A 13,531-nucleotide genomic window follows, 5' to 3' on the forward strand; every position below is an offset into this window, starting at 1 on the left:
ACTTAGCCAGGAGTGGATATCCAATGGATTATGCTAATTCTCTCCGCTGTTGAACGGTAACAATATGATCCGCTTTAGCGAGAAGATCGGCATTATGCGAGACAACAATCCACAAACCAGGCCAATGCTCAGGTAAAACAGTCCATAAACGACGGGCCGTATCCGTATCTAATGACGAATCGCAGTTATCAACAATATAAACGTCAGCGGGACGGCATAACATCCGGGCCAATGCCAAACGTTGACGCTGACCGCCAGATAATTGACCGGCACGGCCAGAATTAATGACAGTATCGAGCCCGTCTGGCAATTCATATGAGCCGGGCGTCAAACCTACCGCCTCCAGCGCCCGTACCATGACATCATCATCGATATCCTTATCACCCAACGCGAGGTTTTGCCTTACAGTTCCACCAAAAAAACCGGCTTTCTGTCTGGCATATCCAATACGTGGATTCCGCCACCAGTTTTCATTGCCCAAAACCTCTCGATTATTCCACAGTACACTGCCGGAACTTGATTTTTCCAGACCAATCAAGTAACGCAAAAAAGTGGTTTTACCCGAACCAATATCACCGACAATGCCAATAACCTGATTAGCCGTTGCCTCAAACGAAACTGGGGGCTGAGTTTTTGAGTAAGCGAGATGATTAACACTTAACTTATGCAGAATTTCATCTGGCTCATATTCTTTGGTCTCTTTTTTATCTACTTTATTATTTGCCAGAAACTGTCTGATTCGCCCATAACACACATCAGCATTTTTATAATAGGCAACTGACCGACCAAAGAAGAGTATCTGTTCACTGATCCAACCGATATAGGTCAAAAATAGTGCCAGATTCCCTACAGTAAAACTGCCATCAACGATCCGTTTACTCACTATCAATAAAACAGCCGACGTCCCAAGTATGACAATATTTTTGAACAGCCCAGAAAGAAGGTCAGTAAATACCTGATGTTTGGCTTGAATCGCCCGTCGACTGACAAATTTCTGCGATAATCGCTCAATCTGCCCTTCCATTTTGTTGCCAAGGCGCAAGTCGCGTATACCCGTTAAGACGTCAGTAATCTTGCCGGCAATATCCCCTTGCGATTGACGTTTACTCTTCTGTAAATTCCCTACCTTGCGTTTAAGTATCGCTCCAACCCAAAGGCCCACAATCATAGGCATAAGAGCAAGTGTGGTTATTATGTCAGTGTTGATAAGCACAACCAATGCGATAATTAAAAGTAATGCGCGGTAAATAAAATCAGAGGTCCAACTTAGAAACTCCGCAATTTCATCACTATCATCACGAATACGGTTCAGAATATCGCCTTGAGAAAAAGTCTGTCTCTGATTGCGGGAACAGTGGCTTACTCCCCATAAAACCCGCTCTTTCAGGTAAGCGCTGACTTTGAAGATTAACGTAAAATCAAAGGTTAACCCCAAGAACAGAAATAGTGATCGCAAGACCATTGTAGCAATCGCAGAGGCAAGCAACCACCAGACCACAGGGTTAGTTGGCTCATTCATCGCCCTATCGAGTAATTTGCTGATTTGGTAACCAATCAACAGAGGAAAACCATGCATCAATGTCCACACAAACATGGTAATGAAATAGAGAGGAGCAAACTTTTTTATCAGCTCAGTCAAGGCCGGTAACATTTTAACTTTAGTTGATACATTGGATATAGTCATACCATGAGCCCATGATTACTCGTTAACATTGCGATTTCTGTTTCAGGGATTCGCTGTTGAATCCGCCCATCATCGATAATGATAATTTCATCAACGACCGAAAGTGTGTGAAGGCGATGTGCGACCATCACAACCGTGCAATTGTGACTTAACTTTTCAAGCAATTTCAGCCAACTCTCTTCTGTTCGGGGATCAAGTTGAGAAGTTCCCTCATCAATAATCACCAACGAGCAATGCTGTAACATCACTCTGGCTCCCGCTATCATTTGAATTTCTCCTGCTGATAGCATCAGACCATTAGTACCAACCTGTGTATCAAGGCCATCTGGCAGTGCTCTAACCCATTCAAGCGCATCTAATTCTTGAAGAACCTCCCAAATTTGATCGTCAGATATTTCATTACTGAAAAGCGTTAAATTCTCCCGCAATGTTGCGGAAAACAGATGAGACCGTTGACTAAGAACAGCAATCTTTTTCGCAAACTCTTCCGGCTTAATCGTTGAAACATCGACATTGCCAATGGTCACTCTTCCTGAATCGGGTCGCGCAAATCCACACATCAAATTAAGAATGGTACTTTTCCCCGCCCCCGTTCTACCAATAATGCCAATTTTACTCCCCGGAGCGACGTAAAAATTAACACCGTGCAAAACCTGCGTTTCTTCTCCGTTATAACTGAAATCAACATTATCGAAATGGATAGAGAGAGGACCATCAGGCAATAAATTATCCGATGATTTATCTGGGGTGCCTTCATTTAACATTTTTGCTGAAAGTGATAAAGCAGCAAATAATTTCTGTATTAGCTCTATTTCTGATGACATATCCTCCACCGGCTCCCGCAGTTTATCAACGTAAAGATAAACCATCGTTAATGTGCCGATGCTTAAGCTGTTCTCACCAAGTAATTGAAGCCCAAAACCAAAACCTATACCGAAACAGAGTGCAAAGAAGATCTGGGTAATTGGCCAAAAAGCCCGGCCACCAATATAAGCACTGCGTTCAAATTTGAGCAACATTGACAACATTTTACGAAATGCAATGGCAGGCCAATGCGCCTGCGACAATGGCTGTAAATCATCCATTGCATGTAATGAATCACCGACAAAACCAAAGATTCGGGCTTTTTCATTTCGTGCAATTAGCCAGCGACGAACAGAAAGTCTGGTTAATTGAATCAACACATACGCCACGAGTATGACGACGATTGCTATGGCAATACCAGCCTGAGGCATGACGCTGAATATAATGACCAATGTCCCTAATGTCAGCGCTACATTAGCAATAGCCTTAAAGCCTGCTTTAGAAATCGTTTTTCCTATAATATCAGCATTACCTTCGATATTTTCCAGCAATTCTCCCTGTGATCGCCGTTCTATTTCCAATACAGGTAAAACTGTCATCACATGGTGAAAGAGCTTATATCTAATGGTATCAGCAATACCCCAACCAGCCTTGGTGCTCATGTAACTGGTTACCAGACTACCGATAACACCAATCGACGCAATAAAAACATAAATGATTGCCAACATGATAAGCTGATCAACAGTCGTTCCTGATGTCGCCTTATCAACATAATTCCTGATAATATAAGGGCCGCTTAGATCGCACGATAATGTAACGGTTAAGGCCAAAAACGCACATACAACTGTCCCCTTAAATGGTACGGCACTCTGTAGCAGTATCCGCCATACAGTTAAATTCTTTGACATGACGCTTTTCATTTTTAGGTTATGGCACCTCATTCAAATTAAAAATGTTATTTGCAACATCAGTATATGCAGCCAACATCAAAGTTATTAATAACAGATCGTTCACAACAGCAAGATCTGGTTCACATTTAGCGAATGTGCAATTATCGCAGAATACCCGCATTTATCACGATCTGATTGAAATGTTTATAAACGCTATCACAAGAAAATAGCCAAAAAATAAAATTAATAGCTTATTCTACCATGTCAATCCCTTTATTAGGTCATTTAACAACCTATCATCAAAAACATTCTCAATATGAATATACCCGTTATCTTTCAAGTTACTTCTTTGTTGGCTGCACTCACTCACCCCGGTCACATAGTTGTCTATGCTCCCGGGGATTCGTTCCCTTGCCGCCGCGATGCATCTTGAAATCCATAGGGTATAATGAACAATAAATAACTTATTCCAATCAATGAATCATAAATGGAGTAAAAAATAGCAATAATTCCACCGAATTATAATGATTTTCACAAATATATCGCGACTATATAAATGAATTCCTATTCAATATTAACGCATCTCAAATAGCTCGTGCAAATAAAAGGGCCTTTCGGCCCAGGTAATCGTTTGCGTAATTAGTCCAAAATAACACCGATACGGCGTGCTACCTCTTCATACGCTTCAATCAGGCCACCAAGACTTTGGCGGAAGCGATCTTTATCCATTTTGTCCAATGTCTCTTTATCCCACAAACGGCTACCATCAGGAGAGAATTCATCCCCTAGAACTATCTGCCCTTTGAACAAACCAAATTCCAGTTTAAAGTCAACCAAAATCAAACCCGCATCATCAAACAATTTGCTCAATACTTCATTGGCCTTGAGGCTCAATTCTTTCATCTCAGCCAAATGTTCTTTGCTAACCCAACCAAAAGTTTCACAATAAGATTCATTCACCATTGGATCGTGCTTAGCATCATTTTTCAGAAACAGATCGAACAGCGGTGGATTCAATACCAAACCTTCCTCAATACCAAGGCGTCTGACCAATGAACCCGCAGCCCGATTACGCACAACACATTCAACCGGCACCATATCCAACTTTTTAACTAATACCTCAGTGTCCGATAATAGTCGTTCCATTTGCGTCGGAATCCCTGCTTCTGCCAATTTGCTCATAATGAAATGGTTAAATTTATTATTCACCATCCCTTTACGATCAAACTGCTCAATACGTTCGCCATCCAATGCTGATGTATCATTACGGAACTCCAGCACTAGCAAATCAGGATCATCCGTGGTGTACACCGTTTTTGCCTTTCCACGATACAACTCAGCTTTTTTTTGCATTTTATATACTCCAGAGATATTACTACTATACAAATACCAAAGATAAATAATAAAACAGATTGCTGACAAAATCCTGCCCAAAGGGCCGATTTTTTCTATATCGAAAAGAAATGATGTGGAGAGGATATTCTTCACACTACGCTAGTTTGTTTTTTTATCCGAGATTTTAGCGATCAAACACTGATTTAAAAAAAAGCGCCCTATCAATAAGTTGGCCTGCATACGCAGGCCTCTTTTCACTTGATTCCATGCAAAGCATTTTCTGTCTGGAGAGAAAGGGGCGAAAATTGACCCGCTCTCAGTTCTGTCAGCGCATAGAGGAGACGTCCCATCCTGCCATTACCATCAGTGAAACCGTGAAAACCGACGACAGCAGCAAAGAGCTGTTTCCCAATCTGAGGATCTGCCTTATCCAATGTCTCTAAATGATGTGCCAGCATTGCTGCACCGCCTATACTGGAAGGAAGGCTCCCACCGCTAATTGCTGGACCACGATAATCACGCTCTATATTTGGAACCAATCTATGATGAAGCTCCTTAAGGACTTGGCTATCAGTGAGATCTTTTCCATTATGGGTATACTCCTTGAGTAGTGCGGTGAAGTTACTCCATTCATTCCCCTTTGAACTGGATGCCTTAAGGATCCAAGCGGCAGCGCGGTCAGCATTATCAGTTAGCTTATTTGGGTTATAAGACTCTTCAGAAAGAATTTCTGCATAAATGCCCTGATTAAGATCTTGCCCTCTTATTACTTCTTGATGATGTTGAGCTGCCAGCAAGTTCTTCTCTTCCATCATCAAAACTGGCTCAAGGCTGGCAACAGCATTAGCAGCCGAAGGTTGCTTACGCAATTGTTCAAGACTGACAAACTCCTGTTTAGGGGCAACCAATTTGTCGGTCAATTGAGCTGTTGCCTGATGTCCCATCAGATCCTGTAATTTTTTACCGGTTTCTGTATTTTGTAGCGACTCTGACATAGTTCGCTGTAGCAAAAGCGTATGTTCAGCCAACATGGCTTCTGTCATTTTATGTGTGTCTACTGTCCTTAATTTCTCTAGTACCTGTTCTGGAGTCTGCAAACTACCATCCTTAAACAACATACGAGCATGGCTAACCGAATCTGTGCTCTGTAGACGCTGCTGTTGCGCCCCTTCGGTAGAAAAGAGAGTTTTAGTCACCTCTTTAGCCACTGAGGCACTACTGCCATGCAAGAAAAATTTACTTACCCCCTCAAAGAAACGGGCAAGTTGATTGCTTTTTGGATGCGTACGCAAAACTTGTTGCAGATCTGCATTAATATGGTATTCATGGCCTGCAATTTGCAATTTACCTTCGTTACGAACCTGCTCTTGTATTTGTGATGAGGCATGTTGTAATGCGGTAAGATTTTTAAATTCGATCATAAATTATTCTCCTGTCATAAGACGACGGCAAGGTATTTTTCTGTGATAGTGATGATGGAAATGTATTTGCCCAAGTAATAAACTCAGACAATTCATGCTCCAACTTATTGGCCGTTAGATGTAGCAAGGGTAATATTCTATACGCAACGACCCCAAGCTCTTGATGCCAACCAACACCAGGTAACTGATTATTTAATGGATTAAGTGCTATATTGAGCAAATAACGAAGAGTGTCAGCATCGGCTGAATCTGGAAGTACCATATCTATCTGGCCAATAATGACTAAATAGTCTTCCTGACGACGCAAAATAACAGGCATAGCGTTATCGATGAGTAAGAAGCAATTTCCCTCTTCATCAAAAGAGAGTCCATCCATACCCAATTTGGCTGCCAGTTCGGTCATTAATATATTAGTGAGATAATCATTCATAGTGGGAAAGAAAATCCAATGATTTTGATGGTTGGATTTTAAGCTTTCAGTAATATGCTGGCTGTCAGATCTAGTCTGTCTTTTGTATATTAACAGCCGATATTAAAAGCGCCCCCTTTTCAGGGGATACCTTTTGGGAAGGAGTTGCGCTGTAGGAAGTCTTCTTAACCTTGCGCCGGGCTCATTTTTCGTACGAATTTTTAATGAAATCAAAGCGCTCACTAAACAGCCAGCGCTTTGTCAATAATATGAGGGGCTTTCCTAGATCTATGATCCTGTGGTCTGGCTGAAAGCCGCCTTCAACGCTGCAACCAATTCATCATTTTGTGATTGGGTCAACGGCTTACCTTTATCACTAATAAACTGTAAGCTGCTCCGGTTATTCAAATCACCAACCTGTAATTTGTAATCACCTTCACTAATGGATGGTTCATTAACACCCATTGATTTCCAACTAGATGAACTGAGACTTTTATAAGTTACAGTAATAGAGCCCGTTGAACGACTGCGGCTACCCACTTTCATACCGACTTTTTCCAGTGCTGCCGGTAATCTATCCCAAACAATATTATAGGGTGCCCGAACAATCATCTGAGGTAATCCAGATGTATCACCACCACTCTGTACATCCAATGAACCTAGATTACGCGCTACAGAGTCATCGCTAATACGTTCACGCTGCTGGTTCACACCTTCAATTAATTCATTGAGCATCAGTGTGTTATAACGTTGGATTTCAAGAGGATCAGTTATCTGATGATCACCTTGTCTCAGCCCTTCATTAGTAACGGATAATTCAATCTGATAGCTCTGGCGTGCAACACTAATACGATGACGAGCCTGATATGGAACATTTTCATCTGCACGCAGCCAATCGATCCAATCAGTTGTCAATGTCTGGCTAGCATCATCACGTTGGCTAACTTGGAAACCTTTTTTCAATAGCACATTGTTAATCTGTGACCACAGATGACTATTCTCAGGAGTGCTTTCAAGTAGCAACTTACTGCTCTTTGCACTGTTTTCAGTACGGGAACCACTCAATAGGGCTAGTGCCTGAGATGGCGGGCGAATATCAAGCGCTTTCCCAACCTGCCCTTGAGAGGCTATTGCTGGAATATCATATTCACCATTCTGCAATGGCAATACCATACCCGCAGGAACTTTCAACGCCTTTCGGGGAGGTGCTTCAAGATATGTCTCATCATCATTGATTTGGCGCTTATAGCTCTGGTCGCTGGAACAAGCTGCCAATAACATGACAAGTGACATACCAGCAACCGTCATCACCTTCGATTTTTGCAACAATATTGCCATTAAAATTCCCTAAATTTTACAATAATCCGGCCATTTTCAAGGCTTTTTCAACTGAGACTTTTCCTGCATCCGTCAATGGCGTCATCGGCAGACGCACGGTGTCATCAGCAATCAAACCCAATTTTTGACATCCCCATTTAACTGGAATCGGATTAGGTTCAACAAATAGCTGACGGTGTAAATCCATCAGGCGATTATTTAACTTACGCGCCTCTGCAAACTGGCCGTTTAATGCCAATTCACAAAACTTAGCAACGTCAGGCGCTGCAATGTTTGCAGTAACAGAAATAACCCCTTTACCACCGAGCTGAATAAAATCCAACCCACTTGCATCATCACCACTTAATAAGATGAAACTATCATCATTAACCAATTCTTGGATTTGACTAACACGATTTAAGTTCCCTGTAGCTTCTTTAATTGCGACAATATTTTTAATCTTCGCCAAACGCGCTACAGTTAATGGCAGCAGATCACACCCGGTACGAGAAGGCACATTATACAAAATTTGTGGTAAATCCGTATTTTCAGCAATCGTTTTAAAATGCTGATATAAACCTTCCTGCGACGGCTTATTATAATAAGGCGTTACCGTTAGGCAACCAACAACGCCACTGTTTTCAAAACGTTTCGTTAGGGATATTGCCTCAGCAGTCGCATTTGCACCTGTTCCGGCAATAACCGGAATACGCCCATCAGCCAATTCTATGGTTGTCAAAACAACATCACCGTGCTCATCATGACTCAATGTGGCAGATTCTCCGGTTGTCCCTACCGAGACTATCGCTGATGTCCCACTAGCAACATGGTAATCGATTAACTTTTTCAAACTGGCCTTATCAACCTGACCACTCGCATCCATTGGTGTTACCAGCGCAACAATGCTACCTGTAAATTCAAATCTCCCGCTAGACATTACATAACCCCCTATACAAACAAGAGCTCCATGGTACTTTTTAGTCATTCAGAAGGAAACTATTTAACACAGGATTTCAATGAATTTTGTTAATACCAGATAACCTCTGTTAAAAAGATGTGATAACCAAAGTAATTTATTGAAATTCAATGATAGAGAATGGGAATACCATATACCCTATGGATTTCAAGATGCATCGCGACGGCAAGGGAGTGAATCCCCGGGAGCATAGCAAACGATGTGACCGGGGTGAGCGAGTGCAGCCAACAAAGAGGCAACTTGAAGGATAACGGGTATAGAGCAACTTTGATGCAATTGACCTTGGCAGCATAGCCTTTTTATGTTTACCTTAACGAAACCACAGTAGAGAAGGAAAAGTGACTTTGCCACAATCAGAACAACATTTTCTCGTTATAACCGCTTTAGGTGCTGACCGTTCTGGTATCGTCAACACCATTACTCGTCTTGTGAGTGAGTGTGGTTGTAACATTGAAGACAGCCGCTTAGCCATGTTTGGCGAGGAATTCACCTTCATTATGCTACTTTCCGGTAGCTGGAACGCTATCACAATGATTGAATCCTCACTGCCACAGAAAGGGGCCGAGCTCGATCTTCTTATCGTCATGAAACGCACAAAGTGCGATACCCACACAACATTTCCTGCTACGGTTTCCGTTAAGGTTGATGTTGATGATTCATCCGGTATTGTTGAGCAGTTTACTAATCTGTTTACTACACAGGATTTTAATATTGCTGAACTGGTATCAAAAACACATCCACCAGAAGGCAATATCCCTGCTCGATTGCAAATCCAAATTACCGCCCACAGCCTATTAGAGGATGATGGCATAATTATTAAGCAGGCGTTTAATAAGTTATGTACAGATCTAAATGCACAAGGCAGTATTAGTATTCTTGAACCACTTTAGTTGAAAGATTAAACGGAGAATACGGGATGAACCCATTGAAAGCCGGTGATAAGGCCCCTCAGTTCAGCCTTCCTGACCAAGATGGAGAAACAATCAATTTATCTGATTTCGAAGGCCAGCGTGTTTTAGTCTATTTTTACCCTAAAGCAATGACTCCTGGTTGTACTGTACAAGCCTGTGGTCTGCGCGATGAAATGGATACATTAAAGGATTCAGGTGTAGAAGTGCTAGGCATTAGCACAGATAGCCCAAGTAAATTGTCACGCTTTGTGGAGAAAGAAATGCTGAACTTCACATTATTGTCCGACGAGGATCACCAAGTTGCTGAACAGTTTGGTGTCTGGGGCAAGAAACAATTTATGGGAAAAACCTACGATGGTATCCACCGTATCAGTTTCCTGATTGATACCAACGGTAATATTGAGCACGTTTTTGATAAATTTAAGACCAGTGATCATCACCAAATCGTGGTGGATTATCTGAAACTGCACCCTTAAATAGAAAATGACTCAAAACTTAATCACGCTCATTTAACAGCTCAAGATGCCAGGGGCAAGTACGGGAGGGATATCACCACCCGTGCTTCCTCTAATAACGGGTACCAGCATCATTAAAAATAAATTTACTCTTTTATTTCATCGTCTCCTATTATAACGATCTCTTCCGGCCAGGCTTGGATCACCGCTTTAATCAGCGTCGCCAGCGGAATAGCAAAAAATACGCCCCAAAACCCCCACAAACCACCAAAAGTAATCACAGAGAGAATGATGACCAACGGGTGTAAGTTTACGGCTTCAGAGAATAAAATCGGCACCAGCAAGTTACCATCCAGCCCCTGAACAACCAAATAAGCAATAATCAAAGTCCAGAAATCTGTTCCGACTCCCCATTGAAATAGCGCAACCAGTACAACAGGAATCGTGACAATCAACGCACCCACATAAGGAATTAACACTGATAGCCCAACCAAAACAGAAAGCAGCAATGAATAATCCAATCCAAGAAATGCAAACACCGCGTAGGTACAAATACCGACGATCACCATCTCGGTGACTTTACCCCGAATATAGTTAGTGATTTGCTGGTTCATCTCGCGCCATACCTGCCCGGCCAAAATGCGGTTACGTGGCAGGACCCGTTGCAATGCTTGCAACATCTGGTTTTTATCTTTTAGCAAGAAGAAGGCCATCAGTGGCACAAGAATCAGATAGATAGCCAGCGTTAACAGACCAATCAGCGAAGCCACCGAAAATTTCACTACAGACTCTCCGGCAATTGAAATCTTACTGCGCAAATTTTCGGCCATCATATCAATAATGCCAGCATCAACCAACGCCGGATAACGGGCTGGTAATGTCTGAGCATATTCATTAAACCGATTAAGCATATTGGGTATATCTGACAACAGATTAATTCCCTGCTGCCATACAGTTGGCGCCACAATCAAGATGACCAACAAACTAATACTGGAAAAAATAATCAGCACAATACAAACAGCCACTGTGCGCGAACACCCCAGTTTTTCAAGTTTAGCCGTTGGCCATTCCAACAAATAGGCAAGAACAATCGCCACCAGCAAAGGTGTCAAAATGCCATGTAAGAAATAAATAATGCAAAACCCTGCCAACAGGATGACAAATAACGCAATAACTTGCGGATCAGTAAACCGACGGCGATACCACTGTATAATCATATCCAGCATTGACCAGGCTCCTTGATAGCAATATTCATATTTCTATTTTTCTTAAAAATTGTACTAATTGATTAATTTTAAGGTACCCTTGTTTATCATACACGCATTATCTAAAACGATGGTCAAATGAGAGCATTTTTGTTTCATGAAAATAATGTCTAATCAATCTCTGACAGCAATATTAATCAGCACATTATTGCTAACAAGCTCCCCTGTTCTCAGCGCCTCTATTGAAGATTCACTGCCGGATATCGGTACCACGGCAGGTTCAATCCTGAGCATCAATCAGGAACTGGCAATGGGCGATTTCTACGTTCGCCAGATACGTAACAACGCTCCGCTGATTTATGACCCATTATTGACACAATACATTAATGCCCTTGGACAAAGGCTAGTAGCTCATGCAGACTCAGTTAAAACGCCTTTCCATTTCTATCTGATTGATAACCCGAATATCAACGCTTATGCTTTCTTTGGCGGTAATGTCGTACTCCATGCTGCACTTTTTCGTTATAGTCGTAATGAAAGCGAGCTTGCCTCGGTAATGGCTCACGAAATTTCCCACGTTACTCAACGCCACCTGGCACGAATGATGGAAGATCAGCAACGTACAGCACCGCTAGCCTGGGCGGGTACGTTGGGTTCTATTCTTTTGCTAATGGCGAGCCCACAAGCAGGGATGGCAGCCCTCAGCGGCACTATTGCCGGTATACAACAAGGCATGATCAGTTTTACTCAATCCAATGAACAAGAAGCTGATCGTATTGGCATGCAGACATTACGTAGAGCTGGCTTTGATCCTCAAGGTATGCCAGATTTTATGCAGATCATGGTAGATCAAACCCGTTACAGTTCTAAGCCACCAGAAATGTTACTCACTCACCCGTTACCGGACAGCCGCCTTGCTGATGCACGTAACCGTGCTAATCAATACCCGGCCCAAAACATTCCACAATCTCAAGATTTTCTGTTCGCCAGAGTTCGTGTTATGGGCATGTACACCACCGAGCAACGCGGCTATCTTGAGCAAATTTTAGAAAACTACCGTAGAGGCACAGCTAAAGAGCAACTTGCCGCTGCTTATGGCCGGGCAATCTTGCTTTCTCAAGATAAAAAATACCCTGAGGCACGGGCTATTTTAGAACCACTGTTAGCAAAACAACCGGATAATGTCTGGTTCATTGACACAATGACTGATATCGACATTGAACAGAACCGAATTGCTCAGGCTATCACCCGGTTACAGAACGCTTTGCAGAAACAAAAGGACAATTTGGTATTGCAAATCAATCTCGCTAATGCACTTATTCACGCAAAACAATATCAACAGGCTTTAAAACTACTTCATCGCTATACATTCAATAATCCAGATGATCCCAACGGTTGGCACCTGATAGCCGAAGCCGCCGCCAAACAAGGTAAACGCCATGAAGAATTATCAGCACAAGCTGAAGAAATGGCACTTCGCGGTCAGTTTGACAATGCTATCAAATACCTCAGCAGTGCCAGTGCACTCGTAAAATTAGGTAGTTACGATCAAGCACGTTATGATGCTCGTATCGATCAATTACGCCAGCTACAACAGCGTTACAGTCAATACAAACGTTAAGGAATTCTCATGCAACAGGTGACGATTTATCATAATCCCCGCTGCTCAAAAAGCCGTGAAACTTTGACACTTATTGAAGAACGGGCAATTAAGCCACAGATTATTCTCTATCTGGAGGCTCCTCTCACGGTAGAGCAATTATCCATTCTGCTAGAACAGCTTGGTTTTCATGATGCACGCCAATTGATGAGAACGAAAGAAGATCTATACAAGGAGTTGAATCTGGCTGATGAAAAACTCACTCAGCATGATTTACTGAAAGCGATGATTGTCAATCCTAAACTGATTGAGCGCCCAATCGTGGTTTGCGGTGATAAAGCCAGACTTGGACGCCCACCGGAAAAAGTAAAAGAAATTCTTGATTGATAAGAATATACCCAATGGATTTCAAGATGGATCGCGGCGGCAAGGGAGCGAATCCCCGGGAGCATAGATAACTATGTGGCCGGGGTGAGCGAATGCAGTCAACAAAGAGGCAACTTAAAAGATGACGGGTATAGATG

General features: G+C 42.4%; 13 protein-coding genes. 4 read left to right on the top strand and 9 right to left on the bottom strand.

Translation table 11 applies throughout. The features are described from left to right. Positions 1 to 28 precede the first annotated feature (28 nt). The 8 genes from AACQ38_RS06190 to dapA form a co-directional block, all read right to left on the bottom strand. Positions 29 to 1,684 (bottom strand): ATP-binding cassette domain-containing protein, encoded by a 1,656-nt coding sequence (locus AACQ38_RS06190; RefSeq protein WP_165577684.1) that lies wholly within the window; start codon positions 1,682 to 1,684, stop codon positions 29 to 31. After that, positions 1,681 to 3,396 carry an ABC transporter ATP-binding protein gene (locus AACQ38_RS06195; RefSeq protein ID WP_228956915.1) on the bottom strand — a complete coding sequence of 572 codons (1,716 nt, stop codon included), beginning with the start codon at positions 3,394 to 3,396 and terminating at the stop codon, positions 1,681 to 1,683. Before AACQ38_RS06195 ends, AACQ38_RS06190 begins: the two co-directional genes overlap by 4 nt. Before the next feature lie 238 nt (positions 3,397 to 3,634). Then, positions 3,635 to 3,757 carry a hypothetical protein gene (locus tag AACQ38_RS06200; protein ID WP_255562911.1) on the bottom strand — a complete coding sequence of 41 codons (123 nt, stop codon included), beginning with the start codon at positions 3,755 to 3,757 and terminating at the stop codon, positions 3,635 to 3,637. Positions 3,758 to 4,017: 260 nt separating this feature from the next. Beyond that, complete coding sequence (gene purC, locus AACQ38_RS06205; protein ID WP_011146964.1) at positions 4,018 to 4,731, bottom strand: phosphoribosylaminoimidazolesuccinocarboxamide synthase; 714 nt, start codon at positions 4,729 to 4,731, stop codon at positions 4,018 to 4,020. Positions 4,732 to 4,967: 236 nt separating this feature from the next. After that, the gene (locus AACQ38_RS06210) at positions 4,968 to 6,134 is read right to left on the bottom strand and encodes a VopS family T3SS effector adenosine monophosphate-protein transferase (RefSeq protein ID WP_165577685.1); all 1,167 of its coding nucleotides are present in this window, start codon (positions 6,132 to 6,134) and stop codon (positions 4,968 to 4,970) included. Further along, the gene (locus AACQ38_RS06215; RefSeq protein ID WP_165577686.1) at positions 6,121 to 6,564 is read right to left on the bottom strand and encodes a type III secretion system chaperone; all 444 of its coding nucleotides are present in this window, start codon (positions 6,562 to 6,564) and stop codon (positions 6,121 to 6,123) included. Before AACQ38_RS06215 ends, AACQ38_RS06210 begins: the two co-directional genes overlap by 14 nt. Positions 6,565 to 6,831: 267 nt before the next feature. Then, the gene (bamC, locus tag AACQ38_RS06220; RefSeq protein WP_165577687.1) at positions 6,832 to 7,881 is read right to left on the bottom strand and encodes an outer membrane protein assembly factor BamC; all 1,050 of its coding nucleotides are present in this window, start codon (positions 7,879 to 7,881) and stop codon (positions 6,832 to 6,834) included. A 16-nt stretch (positions 7,882 to 7,897) separates the two neighbouring features. Continuing rightward, positions 7,898 to 8,797 carry a 4-hydroxy-tetrahydrodipicolinate synthase gene (gene dapA / locus AACQ38_RS06225; RefSeq protein ID WP_011146966.1) on the bottom strand — a complete coding sequence of 300 codons (900 nt, stop codon included), beginning with the start codon at positions 8,795 to 8,797 and terminating at the stop codon, positions 7,898 to 7,900. 383 nt (positions 8,798 to 9,180) lie between these two features. Here dapA and AACQ38_RS06230 point away from each other — a divergent pair, with 383 nt between their 5' ends. Further along, the gene (locus AACQ38_RS06230) at positions 9,181 to 9,726 is read left to right on the top strand and encodes a glycine cleavage system transcriptional repressor (RefSeq protein WP_011146967.1); all 546 of its coding nucleotides are present in this window, start codon (positions 9,181 to 9,183) and stop codon (positions 9,724 to 9,726) included. Between the two features lie 26 nt (positions 9,727 to 9,752). Further along, positions 9,753 to 10,223 (top strand): thioredoxin-dependent thiol peroxidase, encoded by a 471-nt coding sequence (gene bcp / locus AACQ38_RS06235; RefSeq protein WP_011146968.1) that lies wholly within the window; start codon positions 9,753 to 9,755, stop codon positions 10,221 to 10,223. Between the two features lie 125 nt (positions 10,224 to 10,348). Here the strand turns inward: bcp and AACQ38_RS06240 are convergent, their stop codons facing one another. Continuing rightward, positions 10,349 to 11,428, bottom strand: coding sequence for an AI-2E family transporter (locus AACQ38_RS06240; protein WP_011146969.1), 1,080 nt, complete (start codon positions 11,426 to 11,428; stop codon positions 10,349 to 10,351). Between the two features lie 136 nt (positions 11,429 to 11,564). Here AACQ38_RS06240 and AACQ38_RS06245 point away from each other — a divergent pair, with 136 nt between their 5' ends. Together AACQ38_RS06245 and arsC are read left to right on the top strand one after the other, a co-directional pair. After that, positions 11,565 to 13,028: a beta-barrel assembly-enhancing protease gene (locus tag AACQ38_RS06245; RefSeq protein ID WP_165577688.1), complete on the top strand. Its 1,464-nt coding sequence runs from the start codon at positions 11,565 to 11,567 to the stop codon at positions 13,026 to 13,028. Between the two features lie 9 nt (positions 13,029 to 13,037). Continuing rightward, the gene (gene arsC / locus AACQ38_RS06250; RefSeq protein WP_165577689.1) at positions 13,038 to 13,394 is read left to right on the top strand and encodes an arsenate reductase (glutaredoxin); all 357 of its coding nucleotides are present in this window, start codon (positions 13,038 to 13,040) and stop codon (positions 13,392 to 13,394) included. The last annotated feature ends 137 nt before the right edge of the window (positions 13,395 to 13,531 follow it).

The organism is Photorhabdus sp. RW14-46, from assembly GCF_963887965.1.
Classification (GTDB): domain Bacteria; phylum Pseudomonadota; class Gammaproteobacteria; order Enterobacterales; family Enterobacteriaceae; genus Photorhabdus; species Photorhabdus laumondii.